A 22,156-nucleotide genomic window follows, 5' to 3' on the forward strand; every position below is an offset into this window, starting at 1 on the left:
GAGAAATGTTTAACCTGATGATTTACATCAGTATTTTTTGATTTTAGAAAGAGCGTCTGGCATCGGGTATCCGGGTTTCCGAACAATGCGGGCCTTAATGTTCGGCTCTCCGAAAAGGACTACTGGTTCTGTCGAACGAATCGGGTTGCCGTATCTGGAATAGGTGCTAAAGAAACCTTTGCGCTGGCCGATGCGTGTTCAGGGAAACTAAAATTTAGGGAGTTCTCATGTCACTGACGATCGGTTTATCAAATCCCGCTGCTGTCACCATCGGCGGCAAAACCGCTGCGACGATCAATGCATTGAGTCAAGCGGAAGCGGACGCGGACGCTTCTGCCGAGGCGCTGGGCATCGAGAAAGAAGAGAGCAATCAGGTCAGAACCGGTGGTCCCGCGCAAGAAGACAGCAAGGCTGAAAGCGGCGACAACCTGAGCATCACAGTCAAAATGCTGCTGAAGCGGATGCAGGAATTGCAGAAGCAACTCCAGGAACAGCAACAGCAATTGGCTGCGGCACAAGCTCAGAGCTATCCGACTCCGGAGGCCAAATCGCAGGCTGTCATGTCCATTCAGGGGCAGATCGCGCAAACCAGCGGCGCGATGGCGGAAGTAGCGGGCGCGCTGGTCAAGGAAATGTCCAAGAGTTCCACCAGTGGCAATCTGGTCAGCACCACAGCATAGATAGCAAAGGGGCGAGTCGAATGATTCGTCCTACGATAAATGGTGATTTCCGATTGTTGACAAATCGCGGCCAGGTTCGCATAGTTCGATCTACGCAAACGTTTGCGCGTCTTCCCCTAGGTACAGCTCCATCGGTGGAAGCGCTGTAGCTTACGCCAGCGCAAACGTTGCTCAAAATAATCATAAGATCGGAGTGAACCCATGAAGCTGCCATTTGCTGGACGTCTTCTTGCTGTCGCTATGCTGGCTGCCACAGCCGCTGCATTACCCGTCTCTTCGGCGTTCGCCGAATCCCCGGAAAAACCCAAAGTCGCACTGGTCATGAAATCCCTGGCCAACGAATTCTTCCTGACCATGGAAGATGGCGCCAAAGCCTACCAAAAAGAACACTCCGCCGATTTCGACCTGATCTCCAATGGCATCAAGGACGAGACCGACACCGCAGGCCAGACGCGCATCGTCGAGCAAATGATTCTGGCCAAGGTCAATGCCCTGGTCATCGCGCCTTCTGACTCCAAGGCCATGGTGCCGGTGATCAAGAAAGCCGTCGATGCCGGTATTACCGTGATCAACATCGATAACCAGCTCGATCCGCAAATTGTCAAAAGCAAAAACATCAGCGTGCCATTCGTAGGCCCGGACAACCGCAAAGGTGCGCGTCTGGTAGGCGAATATCTGGCCAAACAGCTGAAGGCCGGTGACGAAGTGGGCATCATTGAAGGCGTGTCCACGACGACCAATGCTCAGCAGCGTACCGCTGGCTTCAAGGATGCGATGGAGGCGGCGCAGATCAAGGTGGTTTCCCTGCAGTCCGGTGACTGGGAGATCGATAAAGGCAACAAGGTTGCCGCGTCGATTCTCAGTGAGTACCCGGATGTCAAAGCGTTGCTGGCTGGTAATGACAGCATGGCCGTCGGTGCCGTTTCCGCCGTGCGTGCTGCGGGCAAGGCAGGCAAGGTGCAGGTTGTCGGCTACGACAACATCAATGCCATCAAGCCAATGTTGAAGGACGGTCGTGTACTGGCGACTGCGGATCAGTATGCCGCCAAACAAGCGGTGTTCGGTATCGAGACCGCGCTGAAAATCATCAAAGGCGAGAAGGTCGACAGCGGTACCAATGGCGTGATTGAAACGCCGGTCGAACTGGTCACCAAGTAAGTCCTCTGGCGATACAACGGCGCTCGCCCGACCGGGTGAGCGCATGGAGATTTTTATGTCAGTTTCCGCTCCGAACGCTGTCCTCTCGGTCAGCGGTATCGGTAAGACCTATGCGCAACCGGTGCTCACGGGCATCGATTTGACGCTGATGCGCGGTGAAGTACTGGCGCTGACCGGCGAGAATGGCGCCGGTAAAAGCACCCTGTCGAAGATCATTGGTGGTCTGGTTACCCCGACCACTGGCCAGATGCAGTTCCAGGGCAAGGACTATCGCCCGGGCAGCCGTACCCAGGCTGAAGATCTTGGCGTGCGCATGGTCATGCAAGAACTCAATCTTTTGCCGACATTGTCGGTGGCGGAAAACCTGTTTCTCGACAACCTGCCGAGCAACGGCGGCTGGATCAGCCGCAAGCAATTGCGTAAGGCAGCCATCGAAGCCATGGCGCAGGTTGGGCTTGATGCGATCGATCCGGACACCCTGGTCGGCGAATTGGGCATCGGGCATCAGCAGATGGTCGAAATCGCCCGCAACCTGATCGGCGATTGCCATGTGCTGATTCTCGACGAGCCGACCGCGATGCTCACGGCGCGTGAAGTCGAAATGCTTTTCGAGCAGATCACTCGCCTACAGGCGCGCGGCGTCTCGATCATCTACATATCCCACCGCCTCGAAGAGTTGGCCCGCGTGGCGCAACGCATTGCTGTGCTGCGTGATGGCAACCTGGTGTGCGTCGAGCCAATGGCCAATTACAACAGCGAGCAACTGGTCACGCTGATGGTCGGGCGCGAACTGGGCGAGCACATCGACATGGGCCCGCGCAACATCGGCGCCCCGGCGTTGACGGTCACAGGTCTGACTCGTTCCGACAAGGTGCGCGACGTCTCGTTCGAAGTGCGTGCCGGGGAGATCTACGGGATTTCCGGTCTGATCGGAGCAGGGCGCACCGAACTGCTGCGGCTGATTTTTGGGGCCGACGTCGCTGACAGCGGCACGATTGCACTGGGCTCGCCAGCGCGAGTGGTGAGCGTACGTTCGCCGGTCGATGCCGTGCGCAATGGCATTGCGTTGATCACCGAAGATCGCAAAGGCGAAGGCTTGCTGCTGAGCCAATCGATCAGCGCCAACATTGCCTTGGGCAACATGCCGGAAATTTCCAGTGGCGGTTTCGTCAACAACGGCGACGAGATCTCACTGGCGCAACGACAGATCGACGCGATGCGCATCCGCAGCTCGAGCCCGACACAGTTGGTTTCGGAACTGTCCGGTGGTAACCAGCAAAAGGTCGTGATCGGTCGCTGGCTGGAGCGTGATTGTTCGGTGCTGCTGTTCGATGAACCGACCCGTGGCATCGACGTCGGTGCCAAGTTCGACATCTATGCCTTGCTCGGTGAGCTGACGCGCCAGGGCAAAGCGCTTGTGGTGGTATCCAGTGACCTGCGTGAATTGATGCTGATCTGCGACCGGATCGGTGTGTTGTCGGCGGGGCGTCTGATCGACACCTTTGAGCGCGACAGCTGGACCCAGGATGATTTGCTTGCTGCCGCGTTCGCCGGCTACCAAAAACGTGATGCGTTGCTCAACGAAGCGGCGCCTAGGGATCTCCCATGAAAACTGCATCTCCTGCCAGCAAGCGTAGTGGCAACTTTTACGGACTGGGCACCTATCTGGGGCTGGCCGGTGCACTGCTGGCGATGATTGCGCTGTTCTCGGTCTTGAGCAGCCACTTTCTGTCCTATAACACTTTCAGTACGTTGGCCAACCAGATTCCCGACCTGATGGTGCTGGCCGTCGGCATGACCTTCGTGTTGATCATTGGCGGTATCGATCTGTCGGCGGGCTCGGTGCTGGCGCTCGCGGCATCAACGGTCAGCGTGGCCATGCTCGGTTGGGGTTGGAGCGTGTTGCCGGCGGCGTTGCTCGGTATGGCGGTCGCGGCATTGGCGGGCACCGTCACGGGTTCGATTACCGTGGCCTGGCGGATCCCTTCGTTCATCGTTTCTCTCGGTGTGCTGGAAATGGCCCGAGGCCTGGCTTACCAGATGACCGGCTCGCGCACGGCTTATATTGGGGATTCGTTCGCCTGGTTGTCGAACCCGATTGCTTTCGGTATTTCACCGTCGTTTATCATTGCCTTGCTGGTGATTTTTATTGCGCAGGCGGTTTTGACGCGCACGGTGTTCGGTCGTTACCTGATCGGTATCGGTACCAACGAGGAAGCGGTGCGGCTGGCGGGGATCAATCCAAAACCTTACAAAATTCTGGTGTTCAGCCTGATGGGCCTGCTGGCCGGTGTCGCCGCGCTGTTTCAGATTTCTCGACTGGAAGCAGCGGACCCGAATGCTGGCTCCGGTCTGGAACTGCAAGTGATTGCCGCGGTGGTGATCGGCGGCACCAGCCTGATGGGTGGGCGCGGTTCGGTCATCAGCACTTTCTTTGGCGTCCTGATCATTTCCGTACTGGCGGCCGGTCTGGCGCAGATCGGTGCCAGCGAGCCTACCAAGCGCATCATCACCGGTGCGGTGATTGTGATCGCGATCGTGCTCGATACCTATCGCAGCCAACGCGCCAGTCGGCGGGCTTGAAACATGGCGACAATCAAGGATGTGGCGGCGCTCGCCGGGATTTCCTACACGACCGTGTCTCACGTGGTGAACAACACACGACCGGTCAGTAAGGAGGTCCGGTTGAAAGTCGAGGCGGCCATCAAAAGCCTCGATTACGTGCCGAGTGCGGTGGCGCGCTCGCTGAAGGCCAAAACCACTGCAACCATTGGCTTGCTGGTGCCCAACAGTCTCAACCCGTACTTCGCCGAGTTGGCACGGGGCATCGAGGATTACTGCGAGCGTAATGGCTACTGCGTGATCCTCTGTAACTCCGATGACAACCCGCAAAAGCAGCGCAGCTACTTGCGTGTCCTGTTGGAAAAGCGCGTCGACGGCTTGATCGTCGCGTCGGCCGGCGGTGACAGTGGTCTGGCGCAGGGGCTGGCCGGGGTAAAGACGCCAATGGTGATTGTCGACCGTGGACTGGATGGCGTGGATGCCGATCTGGTGCGTATCGATCATGAGTACGGCGCTTACCTCGCCACCCGTCATCTGTTGGAGCTTGGCCACCGCGATATCGCGACCATTGGCGGCCCTGCGAGCACCAGCGTGGCGCAAATGCGTCAGGCCGGTTTTTGCCGGGCGCTGAAAGAGGCGGGCATCGAAGTGTCGCCAGCGCGCATGCTCGAGAGCGATTTCACCAGCACCGGCGGTTATAACGCAGCGACGACGCTGCTTGCGAGCGACCCGCCGAGCGCGATTTTTGCCGGGAACGACATGATTGGCATCGGGGTGCTGCGAGCGGCGGCTGAACGCAAGGTGCGAGTGCCGAGCGAGCTGTCGGTGATCGGCTTCGACGATATCCAGATGAGCCGCTATGTGTATCCGGCCCTGACCACCGTCGGCCAGTCGATCCTGCAGCTGGGCGAGATGGCGGCTGAAGTACTGTTGCGAAGGATTGCTACCCCAGGCCTGGTCACTGATCAACGGATCGTGACCCCGAGTATTGTCTTGCGCGAATCGACTGCGCCGCTGTCCGGCGTGTTCACCGAGTACCGCTGAAACCGAATTGACGAGTAGTGATGTATGCCAGCAAATGTAGTGGTAATAGGCAGCCTGAACATGGATCTGGTCACCCGTGCGCCACGGCTGCCCCGTGGCGGTGAAACGCTGATCGGACATTCCTTTGCCACCGTCTCTGGTGGCAAGGGCGCCAACCAGGCCGTGGCTGCCGCGCGCCTTGGTGCGCAAGTGGCGATGGTCGGCTGTGTAGGCAGCGATGACTATGGCGTGCAGTTGCGCGAAGCGTTGCTGGCCGAGCAGATTGACTGTCAGGCGGTCAGCGTTGTCGAGGACTCCAGTGGCGTGGCGCTGATCGTGGTCGATGACAACAGTCAGAACGCGATCGTGATTGTCGCCGGTGCCAACGGCGCCATGACGCCGGCGGTGATCGACCGCTTCGATGCCGTGTTGCAGGCCGCCGACGTTATCATCTGCCAGCTTGAGATTCCGGATGCAACCGTGGGCCATGCGCTCAAGCGTGCGCGTGCGCTGGGCAAGACCGTTATCCTCAATCCTGCCCCTGCCAGCCGTCCATTGCCGGCAGACTGGTTCGCAGCCATCGACTACCTGATTCCCAACGAAAGTGAAGCTGCTGCCTTGAGCGGGCTGCCGGTTGATTCGCTGGAAACTGCAGAAAGCGCGGCAAGTCACCTGATCGCGATGGGCGCAGGAAAGGTCATTATCACCCTTGGTGCTGAGGGCTCGTTGTTCGCCAACGGCAAAGGTTTCGAGCATTTCCCGGCGCCGAAAGTGAAGGCGGTCGATACCACGGCAGCGGGGGACACTTTCGTCGGTGGTTTTGCCGCTGCCCTGGCCGCTGGCAAGTCCGAGGCCGAAGCGATTCGCTATGGGCAGATTGCCGCCGCTCTTTCGGTTACTCGCGCTGGCGCGCAGCCTTCCATTCCAACCATGTCCGACGTACAGGCCTTTAAACCCGCATGAAAAAGACTCCTTTGCTGAACGTCGCGCTGTCGCGACTGATCGCATCTCTGGGCCATGGCGACATGGTGGTGATTGGTGATGCCGGCTTGCCGGTGCCGCCGGGTGTCGAGCTGATCGACCTGGCGCTGACCCATGGTGTTCCGGACTTTGTCAGCACCCTGAAAGTCGTGCTGAGCGAGATGCAGGTAGAAAGCCATGCGTTGGCCAAGGAAATCTTCGACAAGCAACCGACTGCGTTGACTGCGCTGGACGAGTTGAATGAAGAAGGTGCACTGGGTCGTCGCGATCTGCTCAGTCATGAGCAATTCAAGGTTCTTAGCCGACAGGCACGGGCGATTGTTCGTACAGGCGAATGTCAGCCGTACTGCAACATCGTTCTGGTGGCTGGTGTAACGTTCTAACTTTCGATTTCACATGCACAAGGAATGCGCCATGCAACGCTATGCTCAAAAAATGCACCAACTGCTCCGGAGTCTGCTGCTTTTGTCCCTGATATCTGCAACCGGCGCTCACGCGGCGGAAAAAATCGACCTGATTATCGACACCGATCCGGGTGCCGACGATGTGGTCGCCTTGCTGTTCGCGCTGGCCTCGCCAGACGAGCTGAACATCCGTGCGCTGACCACCGTGGCCGGCAACGTGCGCCTCGACAAGACTTCGCGTAACGCACGCCTGGCTCGCGAATGGGCGGGGCGCGAGGATGTACCCGTCTACGCCGGCGCGCCGAAGCCGCTGATGCGCACGCCGATCTACGCCGAGAACATCCATGGCAAGGAAGGCCTGTCGGGTGTCACTGTGCACGAACCGAAAAAAGGTCTGGCTGAAGGCAGTGCGGTCAATTACCTGATCGATACCCTCAAACAGGCCAAGCCACACAGCATCACGATCGCCATGCTTGGCCCGCAAACCAACCTTGCGCTGGCGTTGATCCAGGAGCCCGAGATTGTGCAGGGCATCAAGGAAGTGGTGATCATGGGTGGCGCGCACTTCAACGGTGGCAACATTACCCCGGTGGCGGAATTCAACCTGTTTGCCGATCCGCAAGCTGCTGAAGTGGTACTCAAGAGTGGCGTGAAGCTGACCTATCTGCCACTGGACGTCACCCACAAGATTCTTACCAGCGATGCGCGTTTGAAGCAGATTGCTGCGCTCAACAACAACGCGAGCAAAATTGTCGGCGACATCCTCAACGAGTACATCAAAGGGGATATGGAGCATTACGGCATTCCGGGTGGCCCGGTGCATGACGCTACTGTCGTGGCTTATCTGCTCAAGCCAGAACTGTTCACCGGTCGCTCGGTAAACGTCGTGGTTGATAGTCGTGAGGGGCCGACTTTCGGTCAGACCGTCGTCGATTGGTATGACGGTCTCAAGGCACCGAAGAATGCATTCTGGGTGGAAAATGGCGACGCTCAAGGGTTCTTCGATCTGCTGACCGAACGCCTGAAACGCCTGAAGTAATAACCCCGCCCGCAGGTGCCAGCCTGCGGGTTTATTCCCCCAGCGCGTGCTCGGTCTGTTCGATCGGGTACCGTTCGAAAATCTGCTTGATGAATTGCTGGGCCGCTTCGGTGCCCAGCTCTTTGACCAATAGATCGATACCAATAAGCGCCAACTCTTCAGTGGACCCCGGGCTGTAGGAGCTGTGTCCGTCTGCCCATTTGGCTTTGATGTCGGCGTCTATGCTTACACTGGTCATGATGAGGCTCGAAAAGTCGGGAAGTCTGTGTGCCGAGTTAACCATTTTGTCGGACATTTGGCACTGCGACTTAGGCATGAGTGGAGTGCTATGCGACACTTGGTCTTTTCCGGCGAATCCAAGGACAGTGCTGTGCAGATCGATTTGAATACCCCTGATGGCCTTACGCTTGATGCTGTGCGTCGATTACTGGCTTCGGCCAGCGATGATGAACACACGCAGTTGCGAGTGACCAAGGGCGGTATGGCTTACATCTCTTCTGGTGTGACGGGCGGGCAGGACATCGATGGCTTGTTGTTTCGCCTAGAAACCTGGGCCAAGGGGTCGGGTTACGTTGGCAATGTCGCGGCCAGTGACGAGGTGTGGGTGATGCAGATTTTCAACGCGCTCAAGGACAACTGGCCGAATCCGCCATATGACTACATCGACGTTTACTGAGCTCGTTAATATTCAGTCACGATTGATTGATGAGTGGCCCGCGCCGCTCAGGCACACTCGGCGTTTTTCCGATTGTGTGGCCGGGTGATGGCATTTGTCATGAAACCAAACGCCGGATCGGCGGTCGCACGATCTCAGCTAACTATTTGAAAACAAGGAGGCTTCATGCCTTTGAAGTTCGCATCACTGGGTGCACTAATGGCCGTTGCCATGTTGGCCGGTTGCAGCACAACCTCCAGCGAGTCGGCAAAGGATCCTGTGGCGACCGAAGCCGGTCATAGCCGCTGTGAAGCAACGGCAGCGGAGTTCGCCATTGGCAAGAAAGCTTCGCCCGCCCTGTTGGAGCAGGCTCGTGCAAAGGCTGGTGCGCAAAACGCCCGCTTCCTCAAGCCAGACGACATGATCACTCTGGAATACCGCTCTGATCGCTTGAACCTGAATACCGACAACAGTCTGGTGGTTAATCGCGTCAACTGCGGCTGATAGCCGGCAGCTTTTGTTTCAGGCATAAAAAACCCCGTCACATGGACGGGGTTTTTTTAGTGCGCCGAGAAATTACTCTGGGCGAACCTGTGCAGCTTGCATACCCTTTTGGCCTTTCTCAGCCACGAAGGAAACGGTCTGGCCTTCTTTCAGGCTTTTGAAACCGTCGCTTTCGATAGCTTTGAAGTGTACGAACAGGTCGTCACCGCCACCTTGAGGAGTGATGAAGCCGAAGCCTTTTTCATCGTTGAACCACTTAACGGTGCCGGTTTGGCGATTAGACATGGTGTATCTCCAAGAAACATATATTTTTCAGTACTGTGCTGCTCAGGCCAACTGGGCACACCGGGATATCATAGTCGAAATGTTCGCTTTGTAACCCCCCGGACGTGCTGTTTGCCTACCAGTCGCGTTTTCTTTGCTGCCTGTTTCGGCTCAAAGCCCCGGATTTAAAGGCTTTTAGTCGAAAGTAAAGACTATAAAAAAACCTGTAAAACCTGCATAAATCGGTCAGAAAAGCTCAAAACCAGAGCCATTTCTCAGGTTTCAGCCTGCTCAATATGAATTTTTTGTCACTTTTTCGCCGGAGTGTTGGCCTTGCATTTGGCAATCTGGCCCAGTGCTTTCTGTTGCAATTCAGGCGTTGCCTTGTTGTCCATCAAAGCCTGAATGTCGCTAGCGGGATAAGACTTGATTGCATCAGCGCCGCACGCGCAGTGAGCCTTCGCCGCTGCAGCGCCGATCTGAGGCGTTGCGGCCTGCGAGCATTGCGCCATGTATTTATCACGTTCGCCCTTTGGCCAGTCTGCGTGAGCACTCAGCGGCAGCAGCAGAACAATAGGGGCGACTACCGCGAACAGGGTATTCAGACGCATGTGAGGATGCTCCTTGTGGGTCAATGTCTTGTTATCTGATGGCTGAATGGCCAATCAAGTTCAGCACTCTGGCATAAAACGGACGATTTGCCTCACGGCAAGGCAAGAGTACATCGGCGACCGTTCATCTGTGCTAGCATGCCCGACTCGGGCGTTTGCAGGCTCCGGATGACCTCTAGTCCCGGCAGCGGCAGCGTACGAAAATCCCGATTTGAATCCCAGTCACTCTGGTTCGGTTTCCGGTTGGCCGCAAGGCTCCTGCCGCTGTAAGGCAGGCGTTCGTCATTGAATGGCCTGGATCGGATCTTGTACTGGCTCATCCCAACCCACGTGACCTTTGGTAGGGGTCACCACTAGGAGAGGAGGCGCCATGCCAACTATTACTCTTCCCGACGGCAGTCAACGTTCATTCGATCACCCGGTTTCCGTAGCCGAGGTCGCCGCATCCATTGGTGCTGGTCTGGCCAAGGCCACTGTGGCCGGCAAGGTCAATGGCCAACTGGTCGACGCCAGTGACATCATCGACAGCGATTCGACGCTGCAAATCATCACGCCAAAGGATGAAGAGGGGCTGGAGATTATTCGCCACTCTTGCGCCCACCTGGTAGGCCATGCGGTCAAGCAGCTGTATCCGACGGCTAAAATGGTCATTGGCCCGGTTATTGACGAAGGCTTCTATTACGACATCGCCTTCGAACGTCCTTTTACTCCGGACGACATGGCTGCCATCGAGCAGCGCATGCAGCAGTTGATCGAGAAAGATTACGACGTCATCAAGAAAGTCACTCCGCGCGCTGAAGTGATCGAAGTGTTCAAGGCTCGGGGCGAAGACTACAAGCTGCGCCTGGTCGAAGACATGCCGAACGAGCAGGCCATGGGTTTGTACTATCACGAAGAGTACGTCGACATGTGTCGCGGCCCTCACGTGCCGAACACACGTTTTCTGAAGTCCTTCAAACTGACCAAGCTGTCCGGCGCTTACTGGCGCGGCGATGCCAAAAACGAGCAGTTGCAGCGCGTTTACGGCACTGCTTGGGCTGACAAGAAACAGTTGGCAGCCTACATCCAGCGTATCGAAGAAGCTGAAAAGCGCGATCACCGCAAGATCGGCAAGCGCCTGGGCCTTTTCCACACTCAGGAAGAGTCCCCTGGCATGGTGTTCTGGCACCCGAACGGCTGGACTCTGTACCAGGTGCTCGAGCAATACATGCGCAAGGTGCAGCGTGACAACGGCTACCTTGAGATCAAGACGCCACAAGTCGTTGACCGCAGCCTGTGGGAGAAATCCGGGCATTGGGCCAACTACGCCGACAACATGTTCACCACTCAGTCGGAAAACCGTGACTACGCCATCAAGCCGATGAACTGCCCGTGCCACGTGCAGGTGTTCAATCAAGGCCTGAAAAGCTACCGCGAACTGCCGATGCGTCTGGCCGAATTCGGTGCTTGCCACCGTAACGAGCCATCGGGTGCGCTGCACGGCATCATGCGCGTGCGTGCGTTTACTCAGGACGATGCCCACATCTTCTGCACCGAAGAGCAGATGCAGGCCGAGTCTGCTGCGTTTATCAAGCTGACCATGGACGTTTATCGCGACTTCGGCTTCACCGATGTCGAAATGAAGCTGTCCACTCGTCCGGAAAAACGCGTTGGCTCCGACGAATTGTGGGATCGCGCAGAAGCCGCATTGGCCGCAGCCCTTGACAGTGCGGGTCTTGCGTACGATCTGCAGCCGGGTGAGGGCGCGTTCTACGGTCCGAAGATCGAGTTCTCGCTCAAAGATTGCCTTGGCCGTGTCTGGCAGTGTGGTACTCTGCAGCTCGATTTTAACCTGCCTATCCGTCTGGGAGCCGAATACGTCTCCGAAGACAACAGTCGCAAGCACCCGGTAATGTTGCACCGGGCGATCCTTGGATCCTTCGAACGATTCGTCGGCATCCTGATCGAGCACTACGAGGGTGCATTCCCTGCGTGGCTGGCTCCGACCCAGGCAGTGATCATGAACATCACTGACAAACAGGCCGATTTTGCCGCCGAGGTTGAAAAAACTCTCAACGAAAGCGGTTTTCGTGCCAAGTCTGACTTGAGAAATGAAAAGATCGGCTTTAAAATCCGTGAGCATACTTTGCTCAAGGTTCCCTATCTCTTGGTTATCGGGGATCGGGAAGTCGAGATGCAGACTGTCGCTGTGCGTACTCGTGAAGGTGCTGACCTGGGCTCGATGCCCGTCGCCCAGTTCGCTGAGTTTCTCGCGCAAGCGGTTTCCCGGCGTGGTCGCCCAGATTCGGAGTAATTACTATTAAGCGTGAAATGAGACAAGATAAACGAGCTGCACCGAAAGCCCCGATCAACGAGAATATCTCGGCACGCGAGGTTCGGTTAATTGGGGCTGAAGGTGAACAGCTTGGGATTGTGTCAATTGAAGACGCGCTTCTTAAGGCTGAAGAGGCCAAACTGGATTTGGTGGAAATTTCCGCCGATGCAGTACCCCCTGTTTGCAAACTGATGGACTACGGCAAATCGATCTTCGAGAAGAAGAAGCAGGTTGCCGCAGCCAAGAAAAACCAGAAGCAGATTCAGGTTAAAGAAATCAAGTTTCGTCCAGGGACGGAGGAAGGGGATTACCAGGTAAAACTGCGCAACCTGGTACGTTTCCTGAGTGATGGGGACAGGGCCAAGGTATCCTTGCGATTCCGCGGCCGTGAGATGGCCCACCAGGAGCTGGGGATGGAACTCCTCAAGCGAGTTGAAGGTGACTTGCTCGAGTACGGTTCGGTCGAACAGCATCCTAAGATGGAAGGACGCCAGCTGATCATGGTCATCGCCCCGAAAAAGAAGAAGTAATCAATAGGGCACGGCAGGCCTTCTGATTATGTTTATCAACTGAATGCGGAGTACCGAACATGCCAAAGATGAAAACTAAAAGTGGTGCTGCTAAGCGGTTTCTGAAAACTGCTAACGGTATCAAGCACAAGCACGCTTTCAAGAGCCACATCCTGACTAAAATGTCGACCAAGCGTAAGCGTCAACTGCGCGGTAGCAGCTTGCTGCATCCGTCGGACGTTGCAAAAGTCGAGCGCATGCTGCGCCTTCGTTAATTTTAGTCAAGAATAGAGGAAGTAACTCATGGCTCGTGTAAAGCGTGGCGTCATGGCGCGTAAGCGCCACAAGAAAATTCTGAAACTTGCTAAAGGCTACTACGGTGCACGTTCGCGCGTATTCCGTGTTGCCAAGCAAGCGGTTATCAAGGCTGGCCAATACGCCTACCGTGACCGTCGTCAGAAAAAACGTCAGTTCCGCGCTCTGTGGATCGCTCGTATCAATGCTGGTGCTCGTGTTAACGGTCTGTCCTACAGCCGTTTCATCGCTGGCCTGAAAAAAGCGTCCATCGAGATCGACCGTAAGGTTCTGGCTGATCTGGCAGTGAACGAAAAAGCGGTGTTTGCTGCGATTGTCGAGAAAGCTAAAGCCACCTTGGCTTAAGTACCCCCGACAATCACCCGGCCTCACTTTCGTGGGGTCAGGTGGTAAACGTCTTAAATAGGGGAAGAGCCTTCAAGCTCTTCCCCTATTTTGTATCTGGAGTCTGTACATGGAAAACCTGGATGCGCTGGTCTCTCAAGCACTAGAGGCTGTGCAAAGCGCTGAAGATATCAATGCCCTGGAGCAAATCCGGGTTCAATACCTTGGCAAAAAGGGTGAATTGACTCAGGTGATGAAGACCCTGGGGAATTTGCCGGCAGAAGAGCGTCCGCAAGTCGGCGCCCTGATCAACGTTGCCAAGGAACGTGTTACAGGCGTTCTCAATGCGCGCATGGCCCTGTTTGAAGAAGCCGAACTGGCTGCCAAGCTGTCTGCCGAGTCCATTGACGTGACGCTGCCGGGCCGAGGCCAGACCTCTGGTGGTCTGCATCCGGTTACCCGGACTCTGGAACGTGTTGAACAGTTCTTCACTCGCATCGGCTACGGCATTGCCGAAGGCCCTGAGGTCGAAGACGATTACCACAACTTTGAAGCGCTCAACATCCCAGGCCATCACCCGGCCCGGTCGATGCATGACACCTTCTATTTCAACGCCAACATGTTGCTGCGCACCCATACCTCGCCGGTACAGGTCCGCACCATGGAATCGAAGCAGCCGCCGATCCGCATTGTCTGCCCAGGCCGTGTGTACCGCAGCGACTCCGATATCACCCACTCGCCGATGTTCCACCAGGTCGAAGGCCTGCTGGTCGATCGCGACATCAATTTTGCCGATCTCAAAGGCACCATCGAAGAATTCCTGAGGGTGTTTTTCGAGAAAGCGCTGGCCGTACGTTTCCGTCCTTCGTACTTCCCGTTCACCGAGCCATCCGCTGAAGTCGACATGGAATGCGTGATGTGCAGCGGTAAAGGCTGCCGTGTCTGCAAGCAGACTGGCTGGCTGGAAGTGATGGGCTGCGGCATGGTTCATCCGAACGTGTTGCGTATGTCCGGCATCGACCCGGAAGAGTTCTCCGGCTTTGCCTTCGGCATGGGCGTTGAGCGTCTGGCCATGCTCCGTTACGGCGTGAACGACTTGCGTCTGTTCTTCGACAACGACTTGCGGTTCCTCGCGCAATTTCGCTAGTCGTAACGAATTCTTAGGAGAGCAGGATGAAATTCAGTGAACAATGGCTGCGTGGCTGGGTTAGCCCGCAGGTAGATCGTGACGAGCTGGTTGCTCGTCTGTCGATGGCCGGTCTTGAGGTCGATAGCGTTACGCCGGCCGCCGGCGTATTCAGTGGCGTGGTCGTGGGCGAGGTGTTGAGCACCGAGCAACACCCTGATGCCGACAAATTGCGCGTTTGCCAGGTCAGCAATGGCGCGGAAACCTTTCAGGTTGTTTGCGGTGCGCCAAACGTGCGCCCAGGCCTGAAGATTCCGTTCGCCATGATTGGTGCCGAGCTGCCGGGCGACTTCAAGATCAAGAAGGCCAAGCTGCGTGGCGTCGAGTCCAACGGCATGCTGTGCTCGCAAGCCGAATTGCAAGTCGGTGAAGGCAACGACGGCCTGATGGAACTGCCGGCTGATGCCCCGGTGGGTGAAGATTTTCGTGTGTATCTGGATCTGGAAGACGCCAGCATCGAGGTCGATCTGACCCCGAACCGTGGCGACTGCCTGTCCCTGGCTGGTCTGGCCCGTGAAGTTGGCGCGCTGTATGCCGCTCCGGTCACCCGTCCAGCGGTGCTTGCTGTTCCTGCCGTGCACGACGAAGTGCGTTCGGTAGAAGTGCTTGCGCCGGCCGCATGCCCGCGTTATCTGGGGCGTGTGATCCGTAACGTCGACCTGTCCAAGCCAACGCCGCTGTGGATGGTTGAACGTCTGCGTCGCGCTGACGTGCGCAGCATCGACGCCGCCGTCGATATCACCAACTACGTAATGCTCGAGCTGGGCCAGCCGCTGCACGCATTCGATCTCGCCGAGATCAATGGCGGCATCCGCGTGCGCATGGCCGAAGAGGGCGAGAAGCTGGTGCTGCTCGATGGTCAGGAAGTCAGCCTGCGTAGCGATACGCTGGTGATCGCCGACCACACGCGTGCTCTGGCAATTGCCGGTGTGATGGGTGGCGAACACAGCGGTGTCTCTTCGACCACTCGCGATGTATTCCTTGAATCCGCGTTCTTTGATCAGATCGCCGTCGCTGGCAAGGCTCGTTCATACGGCCTGCACACCGACGCGTCGCATCGCTACGAGCGTGGCGTCGACTGGCAGCTGGCCCGTGAAGCCATGGAGCGTGCCACTGGCCTGCTGCTGGAAATCACTGGCGGTGAAGCCGGCCCGATCATCGAGACCGTTAGCGACCAGCATCTGCCGTCGATCGCGCCGATCACCTTGCGTGCGCAGCGCATCACCCAGATGCTCGGCATGGAAATGGATTCGGCACAGGTCGAACGTCTGCTCAGCGCCTTGGGGCTGAACATTACTGCTGATGGAGCAGGGCAGTGGCGCGTAGAAGTGCCAAGCCATCGCTTCGACATCAGCCTGGAAGTTGATCTCATCGAAGAGCTGGCCCGTCTGTACGGCTACAACCGTTTGCCGGTTCGTTACCCGCAAGCACGTCTGGCGCCACAAGCCAAGGCTGAAGCGCGTAGCGATCTGCCGGAACTGCGACGCTTGCTGGTCGCACGTGGTTATCAGGAAGCAATCACTTACAGCTTCATCGATCCAAGGCAGTTCGAACTGTTCAACCCGGGCGTCGAGCCGCTGTTGCTGGCCAATCCGATCTCCAACGACATGGCTGCCATGCGTTCTTCGTTGTGGCCAGGTCTGGTCAAGGCCCTGCAGCACAACCTGAACCGCCAGCAAGATCGCGTGCGGCTGTTCGAAAGCGGCCTGCGCTTCGTCGGTCAGCTCGAAGGTCTGAAGCAAGAGCCGATGCTGTCCGGTGTTGTCTGCGGTAGCCGTCTGCCGGAAGGCTGGGCGCAAGGTCGCGACACCATCGACTTCTTCGACGTCAAGGCTGACGTGGAAGCAGTGCTGGGCTTCGCCGGTGCACTGGATTCGTTCACTTTCGCTCCGGGCAAACACCCGGCGCTGCACCCGGGTCAAACCGCGCGCATTGAGCGGGAAGGGCGTGAAGTCGGTTTCATCGGCGCCATCCACCCGGAATTGTCTAAAGCGTTGGGTCTGGACCGTCCGGTCTTCGTTTTCGAGCTGGTTCTGGCTGAAGTGGCACTCGGTAAAATGCCGAAATTCCACGAGTTGTCGCGCTTTCCTGAAGTGCGTCGTGACCTTGCACTGATCGCGCACAAAGACGTTGCAGCCTCGGCTGTACTGGACGTAATCCGTGAAAATGCAGGCGAATGGCTCACAGATCTCAGGCTGTTTGACGTATATCAGGGTAAAGGTATTGATCCTGATAGAAAAAGCCTTGCAGTTGGCTTGACCTGGCAGCATCCATCGCGCACTCTTAATGACGATGAGGTGAATTCGACGACGCAAAATATCCTCACCTCGCTCGAACAAAGGTTGAACGCCACGTTAAGGAAGTGACGTATGGGGGCTTTGACGAAAGCTGAGATGGCGGAACGTCTATATGAAGAGCTGGGCCTGAACAAGCGGGAAGCCAAGGAATTGGTGGAACTGTTTTTCGAGGAAATCAGGCACGCTCTTGAAGACAACGAGCAGGTCAAATTGTCCGGTTTCGGCAATTTCGACCTTCGGGACAAACGCCAGCGGCCTGGCCGCAACCCGAAAACGGGGGAAGAAATCCCGATCACGGCTCGCCGTGTGGTCACCTTTCGTCCAGGGCAGAAGTTGAAGGCCCGAGTTGAGGCTTATGCTGGAACCAAGTCATAACGACGAACTACCCGTCATCCCGGGCAAACGCTACTTCACCATCGGTGAAGTCAGCGAGCTGTGTGCCGTAAAGCCACACGTGCTGCGCTACTGGGAGCAGGAGTTTCCTCAGCTCAACCCCGTCAAACGCCGCGGGAACCGCCGGTATTATCAGCGACAAGACGTGCTGATGATCCGGCAGATCCGCGCGCTCCTTTACGATCAGGGGTTCACCATCGGCGGCGCACGCTTGCGTCTGTCCGGCGATGAAGCCAAAGATGACACCACCCAATACAAGCAAATGATCCGCCAGATGATCGCCGAACTCGAAGATGTGCTGGTGGTACTCAAGAAATAAAAAGCTGCGTTTGAATACTTCCAGTTTTCAAATGCTTGCGATATATTCTTGAGCGTTCTTCGAGTTGAAGAACGAGATGCAGAATCAGTCGGGGCGTAGCGCAGTCCGGTAGCGCACTAGCATGGGGTGCTAGGGGTCGAGTGTTCGAATCACTCCGTCCCGACCATATAATTCAATGACTTAGCCGCTTTCGAGCGGCTTTGTTGTTTTTGCCATAGTGACTTTTCAAGTGACCCTGGCCTTTTCTTCATGCCTCCCTCCTTTTCAGAATCGTCAACGCTGGTGCGCGTGAGTCGGTTGCTGATACCTTATTTGCCGCCGCAATGAGCTGATCCAATTCCGCCGCCGAGTAGTGACTGGTGATGCTTCCGTTCTTGTGGCCGAGCAGCGCTTTCCGATCCTCCTCAGTCACGCCAGCCGCACGCAGCCTTCTCCCAAAGGTGTGCTTCAAGTCGTGAATTCGGATTCTGGCAAAGCCGTCATGTGCCGGCCGCAAGAATTTCTCCTGCCACTTCTTCGCCGCTCGAATCCGCGCCTTCTTCCAGGCCGAGTCATTCATGCGGTGAACCGTCGTTTCATTCCCATCACCATCTCGCTTGCCAAACGGGAACACGTAGAGCGGATGCTTGCCGCGCTGCTTCTCGATCACTGACTTGGCAACGTCATTCATCACGACCAGACGCTCGTCTCGGTTCTTCACGCCAGACCTGGCACTTCTACCCCCAAATCCCGCAGGTATCAGGAACACGCTCGTTCCTAGCTCAGGTACCGCAATCTCCCAATTCCACTGAAGCTTGCAAACTTCCTGCTCCCGGCAACCTGTATTGACCTTGAACATAGCCATGGTCTGAAGGTGCGCCGGGAGTTCGGTGAACAGGATCGACTGCTCTTCCCATGAAAGCGGGTAGGGCTTTCGGCTGTTCGTCTTCTCGTCCAGCAGGGAAATCATCGGCACCACGTCCAGCAGCGGTCGCCGTTCCTCGTCACGCCACTTTCGCGCGCAAAGGTTCAACACGCGGATGACCCGTTGAAGCGCGATATTCACTGTCCGGTTCGTCACCGGTTTCCCTACCGCTGGATTCAGCTTCGACTGGATGTAAGGCGCGAGGGCATCGTCATCGATGTGGGTCAGCGGCATATCGCCAATGAACGGGTCGAGCTGCTCCATATAGGTGGCCGAGATGTGAATTGAAGCCTGATCCTTCACTTCCAGCAGGAAGCGAGTTGCCGCCTCCCGCCACCTCCTGACCCGCCGGACGCCGTACACCTTCTGCTGGCGCAACTGCTCCAGCTTGTGAATCAGGTACTGCTCTGCTTCGGCGCGGTTACAAGTGCCAGTACTCTCTTGAATTCGTTCTCCTCTGTACTTTTTGTCGATCTTCCAGATGCCGTTCGGCATTTGCTGGAGGCCGGTGATTGCTTTTTGGGCCACGGCGTTGCTCCTTTCTTCTTGCCCTGGCGCTCGCTGCGAGGGCGATTGTTGTCCTGATTCGCGGCCTTTTCAATTGCCATGGTCTCGATATAGCGATCAGCCCACTCATCAAGCTCGATTCGGTCGAAGCCGACGCCTTGTTTCCCGATCGGGAATTCCCGGACGTTGGGCCGGACTGTTTTGTTGAATTCCTCCCGGCACATGCCGAGGTAGCCGTATGCTTCCCCGGCGCGAATGAAGCGCGGGAGGATGGGCGCGACCTGGGCCGCGCTTCGATTTGTCATGAGGTATTGCTCCATGCCGCGCGTGGCGGCAGAAGGTGGGGATGGGTTATGCGGATCGGCGCCCGTTTTCTTTCTGGCGCTCGATGTCGATCTGTTCATAAAGGGCATCGACTCTTTTGCTTTTTCTGTCGATGCCCTGAGACCGCTTGATGTGGTCTGACATGGCTTTGTCATAAGGCTCAATCAGCTTGATCAGCCGCAGCTTCTCTTCTGGATCCTTCGACTCGTTGAACCTCACAGCCAGTCGGTCGCGTTCCCCAAAATCCACTCCATCAAGTGCGCGGTTCTCTTTCTGCATTTCCTCAAGCACCTCTGCCGACTGTCGCTCCCAGCGCAGATACAGCACATCGCTTCGTTTGGGGCGCGAGAAGTGGTGGCTTTTGATCCAGGCCACCAGATCTTCCTTCGTCATTTCGTCGAGAATGTCTTTCGCTGCTTGCTTGGCCATACGGGCATAGCTCCGCCCGCCGTACACCGGCAGGCTGTTGAGTTGGGGGAGGGGTTAAGGCTTGTTCGGCTGCTGGCGTTTACGCGCAGCGGCAACCAAGGCTTTCGAGGTACTTGCCACGCCGCCGGCAACGTCCTCGGGGAGGATCGCGGTATTGCAGTGAGGGCAGAGCGGCGCCATCTTCGTGCTGCGCCAGGCTTCGTCCATCACCTTGGCGGCGCGACTGCGGATCTGGAATTTTTCCGCCTCGGCCAGTTCTGCGGCGCGGCGATTGATCCGGCCCGCTGCGGCGCTGAACTTCTCCACCAGGTGGAGAAAGGCATCGAACGCTTCGACCTCACTTTCGCAGTCGCTGCACCAGATGCGGCGCTCGTTGTGGTCGTAGACCATCTTCCTGTGGGTACATGAAGATGAAGGTCGGCGAGTGAGGCCGCGGGCAACCCGGATATCCTCGATCTGCACGACCTTGACGCCGTACAGGTAATCCTGCGGTTCAATCGGTGCACTCATCGCCACGGCCCCTTGTAGATGAGGTAGGCCATGTAGAGCGGGGCGGCTATTGGAATCAAGATCATAGTAGGTGCGCTCCTGCTTCAAGTAGGCCGTCTCGGTCTTCGCGCAGGCTCTTGTTCTCGGCGATCAAAGCCAGGACTGCGGCGGGGTTGGCGGCCGCAATGAATGCCGCGTCTTCAGCAGTCATGCTCACCATGTGGTGAACTGGCGTTTCGTCGTTGCCGAGTGCTACGGAACCGTTGACTACCGGGTAGGGCGCCTTGAGTTGCGGGTGATCTTTGGTGGTGAATATCCGGCGCTCGACGTGCGGCCGGCCGAGGCGACACGGAAGTTCGGTTTCGATTACCTGCCAGCCGCCCTGCGTTGCGGCCTCGGCCAGCTCTTTGAGTTTTGAATGGTCGCTCATGAGGTCACCGCTGCAACAGAGAGGAAGATCAAGCCCCAGAGGCAGGCGCTTATGGCTGCTGCTTTGAGCATCATGGCGTCACCTGCTTGAACTCGACGACCCAGACCCACGGGTTGGCTTCCCAGTCGCCGCCGACGGATTGCCACAAGTCGCGGAATGCTGGAACCGGGTATTTGTGGCAGGCACCGCCTTCGTCGCTCGCGCACCATTCACGCAGCGGACCTCGGTGAACCCCCTCTGCTACCGCCTGCTCGCAGGTGATGTCCTGCAACCGCTCGACGCGCACGTCGGTGATCTCCAGCAGGATGCGGCAGGCCCAGCGCGGCATGTGGATGCTCGGTTTCCAAACTGGCTGATCGGCTTCGTACGGCGTCAGCCCGTCGGCGGCGTAAACCAGGGTGCCGTCGTCGCGTGCCTCGCTGACATTCAAGTCATCCGGTTTGAGGTAAGGGCCGCGCATGACTTCGTCGTGATCGCAGTACCAGGTCTCGCGCACCCACAGCCGTTCGCCGGGCTTTCCAAATGGACAGTGGAGTATTGGCCCGCCGATATCCCAGCAAGCGCCTGTTCTGAGCGGAGTGCCGTCGGCTGCTGCGACCACCGGGAAGTTGGTCTTCAGTCCTTTCACCGGCCGGCGAGTGACTGTCTTCCGGCCATCCAGAATGGCGCGCACCATCGGCGCCGAGAACAGGATCGGCCGATCTTTCGATTGTGGTGAGGTAGCCATCAGCAGTCCGTCCAGTTGAGCTGTTTGATGTAATCGCCGCCTGAGCACAGATGCTCGTCGTTGATTGCCTCAATTTCCTTGATGTCGGCGAGAACTGCTTTCGCACGCTCAAGGGCGAGTTCGGCGTGCCCAAGCTGGTGCCTCTTGCGCGCCTTGTAGGAGGAGAGCGCTTTTTCTTTATCTGGGTACGCGAATCGCCGCCACGAATCCTTCGACACCCGTTTTGCATCCTTGAAGGTCTTACCTGTAGCCGCCTGCCTCGCTCGAGCCCAGCCTTCCGATCCTTCCGGAACGATCCAGTAGCAGTATTCGCTTTCCCGGATCACAACGAATTTTCGGCAGACGATAGTTACGCCTTCCGGGCCGATGTGGTCGATGTAGCGAAAGTGGTCCGGCCCTGTGTGTTTCTTTTCTTCAGACATGACTTCGTCCTTGCCGCTATAGCGGCTGACTTTGAAGGGGGAGGGAGTTACTTCGATGTTTCGCGGATGGTGCGCACGGCGGCGTCATATTCGAGCGGATCGCCGTTCGGATATTTCTCGATGATTGCCCGCAGGCGGTCGCGCTCGGCACCGGATGGCTTGGCGGTCAGCTCATCAATCCGCTGATCCGCTGCGTTCAGGCGCTGCTGCAGGGCGTCACGCTCGGCGGTGACCCGGTCGAATTCGGAGGCCAGCACATACCGCACCGATTCATGCCCGCATTCGCACGCGTCCCACACATCGTCCTGGCACCATTCGCGGCCGTCGATTTTGCCCTGCTCCTGGCAGGCCGGGCCGAGGTAGATAACTTTGAGTTCGCTCACTTC

At 57.3% G+C, this 22,156-nt stretch carries 29 protein-coding genes and 1 tRNA gene; 19 read left to right on the forward strand and 11 right to left on the reverse strand.

The window, feature by feature from the left end:
* Positions 1-227 precede the first annotated feature (227 nt).
* The 8 genes from JJD74_RS13870 (at position 228) to JJD74_RS13905 (ending at position 7,847) form a co-directional block, all read left to right on the forward strand.
* Complete coding sequence (locus tag JJD74_RS13870; RefSeq protein ID WP_200614688.1) at positions 228-680, forward strand: hypothetical protein; 453 nt, start codon at positions 228-230, stop codon at positions 678-680.
* Positions 681-881: 201 nt separating this feature from the next.
* A complete protein-coding gene (locus JJD74_RS13875; RefSeq protein WP_042558682.1) occupies positions 882-1,838 on the forward strand; it encodes a sugar ABC transporter substrate-binding protein in 957 nt (318 codons plus the stop codon).
* Positions 1,839-1,893: 55 nt separating this feature from the next.
* Positions 1,894-3,447 (forward strand): sugar ABC transporter ATP-binding protein, encoded by a 1,554-nt coding sequence (locus JJD74_RS13880; protein ID WP_042558683.1) that lies wholly within the window; start codon positions 1,894-1,896, stop codon positions 3,445-3,447.
* Positions 3,444-4,421 (forward strand): ABC transporter permease, encoded by a 978-nt coding sequence (locus JJD74_RS13885; RefSeq protein WP_200614690.1) that lies wholly within the window; start codon positions 3,444-3,446, stop codon positions 4,419-4,421. Before JJD74_RS13880 ends, JJD74_RS13885 begins: the two co-directional genes overlap by 4 nt.
* A gap of 3 nt (positions 4,422-4,424) precedes the next feature.
* Positions 4,425-5,444 (forward strand): LacI family DNA-binding transcriptional regulator, encoded by a 1,020-nt coding sequence (locus JJD74_RS13890; protein WP_042558685.1) that lies wholly within the window; start codon positions 4,425-4,427, stop codon positions 5,442-5,444.
* Between the two features lie 24 nt (positions 5,445-5,468).
* Positions 5,469-6,386, forward strand: coding sequence for a ribokinase (gene rbsK, locus JJD74_RS13895; RefSeq protein ID WP_200614693.1), 918 nt, complete (start codon positions 5,469-5,471; stop codon positions 6,384-6,386).
* Complete coding sequence (rbsD, locus tag JJD74_RS13900; RefSeq protein ID WP_042558687.1) at positions 6,383-6,787, forward strand: D-ribose pyranase; 405 nt, start codon at positions 6,383-6,385, stop codon at positions 6,785-6,787. The genes rbsK and rbsD overlap by 4 nt, the downstream gene beginning before the upstream one ends.
* A gap of 31 nt (positions 6,788-6,818) precedes the next feature.
* Positions 6,819-7,847: a nucleoside hydrolase gene (locus tag JJD74_RS13905; protein ID WP_047300470.1), complete on the forward strand. Its 1,029-nt coding sequence runs from the start codon at positions 6,819-6,821 to the stop codon at positions 7,845-7,847.
* 31 nt (positions 7,848-7,878) lie between these two features.
* Here JJD74_RS13905 and JJD74_RS13910 read toward each other — a convergent pair whose 3' ends face one another.
* Positions 7,879-8,085: a hypothetical protein gene (locus JJD74_RS13910; RefSeq protein ID WP_047300630.1), complete on the reverse strand. Its 207-nt coding sequence runs from the start codon at positions 8,083-8,085 to the stop codon at positions 7,879-7,881.
* A 132-nt stretch (positions 8,086-8,217) separates the two neighbouring features.
* On the opposite strand from JJD74_RS13910, the gene JJD74_RS13915 reads away from it, so the two are divergent.
* The gene (locus tag JJD74_RS13915; protein WP_042562020.1) at positions 8,218-8,523 is read left to right on the forward strand and encodes a hypothetical protein; all 306 of its coding nucleotides are present in this window, start codon (positions 8,218-8,220) and stop codon (positions 8,521-8,523) included.
* Between the two features lie 165 nt (positions 8,524-8,688).
* Positions 8,689-9,006 carry an I78 family peptidase inhibitor gene (locus JJD74_RS13920; protein ID WP_042558690.1) on the forward strand — a complete coding sequence of 106 codons (318 nt, stop codon included), beginning with the start codon at positions 8,689-8,691 and terminating at the stop codon, positions 9,004-9,006.
* A gap of 72 nt (positions 9,007-9,078) precedes the next feature.
* Here the strand turns inward: JJD74_RS13920 and JJD74_RS13925 are convergent, their stop codons facing one another.
* Entirely contained in the window at positions 9,079-9,291 is a 213-nt protein-coding gene (locus JJD74_RS13925; RefSeq protein WP_003179963.1) for a cold-shock protein, read from the reverse strand.
* 287 nt (positions 9,292-9,578) lie between these two features.
* On the reverse strand, positions 9,579-9,881 hold the full coding sequence (locus JJD74_RS13930; RefSeq protein WP_042558691.1) for a hypothetical protein: 303 nt from the start codon (positions 9,879-9,881) through the stop codon (positions 9,579-9,581).
* A 370-nt stretch (positions 9,882-10,251) separates the two neighbouring features.
* Here JJD74_RS13930 and thrS point away from each other — a divergent pair, with 370 nt between their 5' ends.
* From thrS to JJD74_RS13975, 9 genes are all read left to right on the forward strand, one after another.
* Entirely contained in the window at positions 10,252-12,174 is a 1,923-nt protein-coding gene (gene thrS / locus JJD74_RS13935; protein WP_042558692.1) for a threonine--tRNA ligase, read from the forward strand.
* Positions 12,174-12,725 carry a translation initiation factor IF-3 gene (infC, locus tag JJD74_RS13940; RefSeq protein WP_176469887.1) on the forward strand — a complete coding sequence of 184 codons (552 nt, stop codon included), beginning with the start codon at positions 12,174-12,176 and terminating at the stop codon, positions 12,723-12,725. The genes thrS and infC overlap by 1 nt, the downstream gene beginning before the upstream one ends.
* A 59-nt stretch (positions 12,726-12,784) precedes the next feature.
* A complete protein-coding gene (gene rpmI, locus JJD74_RS13945; protein WP_002553160.1) occupies positions 12,785-12,979 on the forward strand; it encodes a 50S ribosomal protein L35 in 195 nt (64 codons plus the stop codon).
* A gap of 28 nt (positions 12,980-13,007) precedes the next feature.
* Positions 13,008-13,364, forward strand: a complete 357-nt coding sequence (rplT, locus tag JJD74_RS13950; protein WP_042558693.1) for a 50S ribosomal protein L20 — start codon at positions 13,008-13,010, stop codon at positions 13,362-13,364.
* A 109-nt stretch (positions 13,365-13,473) separates the two neighbouring features.
* Entirely contained in the window at positions 13,474-14,490 is a 1,017-nt protein-coding gene (gene pheS, locus JJD74_RS13955) for a phenylalanine--tRNA ligase subunit alpha (RefSeq protein WP_200614695.1), read from the forward strand.
* A 26-nt stretch (positions 14,491-14,516) separates the two neighbouring features.
* Positions 14,517-16,895 (forward strand): phenylalanine--tRNA ligase subunit beta, encoded by a 2,379-nt coding sequence (pheT, locus tag JJD74_RS13960; protein WP_047300474.1) that lies wholly within the window; start codon positions 14,517-14,519, stop codon positions 16,893-16,895.
* Between the two features lie 3 nt (positions 16,896-16,898).
* On the forward strand, positions 16,899-17,201 hold the full coding sequence (gene ihfA, locus JJD74_RS13965) for an integration host factor subunit alpha (RefSeq protein WP_002553164.1): 303 nt from the start codon (positions 16,899-16,901) through the stop codon (positions 17,199-17,201).
* A complete protein-coding gene (locus JJD74_RS13970) occupies positions 17,182-17,538 on the forward strand; it encodes a MerR family transcriptional regulator (RefSeq protein ID WP_003179985.1) in 357 nt (118 codons plus the stop codon). The genes ihfA and JJD74_RS13970 overlap by 20 nt, the downstream gene beginning before the upstream one ends.
* Before the next feature lie 89 nt (positions 17,539-17,627).
* Positions 17,628-17,704, forward strand: a tRNA-Pro gene (locus JJD74_RS13975).
* A gap of 81 nt (positions 17,705-17,785) precedes the next feature.
* Here the strand turns inward: JJD74_RS13975 and JJD74_RS13980 are convergent.
* From JJD74_RS13980 to JJD74_RS14010, 8 genes are all read right to left on the reverse strand, one after another.
* The gene (locus JJD74_RS13980) at positions 17,786-18,937 is read right to left on the reverse strand and encodes a tyrosine-type recombinase/integrase (RefSeq protein WP_234451751.1); all 1,152 of its coding nucleotides are present in this window, start codon (positions 18,935-18,937) and stop codon (positions 17,786-17,788) included.
* A complete protein-coding gene (locus JJD74_RS30800; protein WP_234451752.1) occupies positions 18,838-19,254 on the reverse strand; it encodes a hypothetical protein in 417 nt (138 codons plus the stop codon). The genes JJD74_RS13980 and JJD74_RS30800 overlap by 100 nt, the downstream gene beginning before the upstream one ends.
* A 46-nt stretch (positions 19,255-19,300) precedes the next feature.
* Entirely contained in the window at positions 19,301-19,702 is a 402-nt protein-coding gene (locus JJD74_RS13985; protein ID WP_200614703.1) for a hypothetical protein, read from the reverse strand.
* A gap of 54 nt (positions 19,703-19,756) precedes the next feature.
* Positions 19,757-20,212, reverse strand: a complete 456-nt coding sequence (locus JJD74_RS13990) for a hypothetical protein (protein WP_200614705.1) — start codon at positions 20,210-20,212, stop codon at positions 19,757-19,759.
* Between the two features lie 61 nt (positions 20,213-20,273).
* Entirely contained in the window at positions 20,274-20,621 is a 348-nt protein-coding gene (locus tag JJD74_RS13995) for an ead/Ea22-like family protein (protein WP_200614707.1), read from the reverse strand.
* A 70-nt stretch (positions 20,622-20,691) separates the two neighbouring features.
* Positions 20,692-21,348 carry a hypothetical protein gene (locus JJD74_RS14000; protein ID WP_200614709.1) on the reverse strand — a complete coding sequence of 219 codons (657 nt, stop codon included), beginning with the start codon at positions 21,346-21,348 and terminating at the stop codon, positions 20,692-20,694.
* Positions 21,348-21,770: a hypothetical protein gene (locus JJD74_RS14005; protein ID WP_200614711.1), complete on the reverse strand. Its 423-nt coding sequence runs from the start codon at positions 21,768-21,770 to the stop codon at positions 21,348-21,350. Before JJD74_RS14005 ends, JJD74_RS14000 begins: the two co-directional genes overlap by 1 nt.
* 47 nt (positions 21,771-21,817) lie before the next feature.
* Positions 21,818-22,153 (reverse strand): hypothetical protein, encoded by a 336-nt coding sequence (locus JJD74_RS14010; RefSeq protein ID WP_200614713.1) that lies wholly within the window; start codon positions 22,151-22,153, stop codon positions 21,818-21,820.
* Positions 22,154-22,156 lie beyond the last annotated feature (3 nt).

The sequence above is a fragment of the Pseudomonas sp. MF6776 genome, from assembly GCF_016613125.1.
Taxonomy (GTDB): Bacteria; Pseudomonadota; Gammaproteobacteria; order Pseudomonadales; family Pseudomonadaceae; genus Aquipseudomonas; species Aquipseudomonas iridis.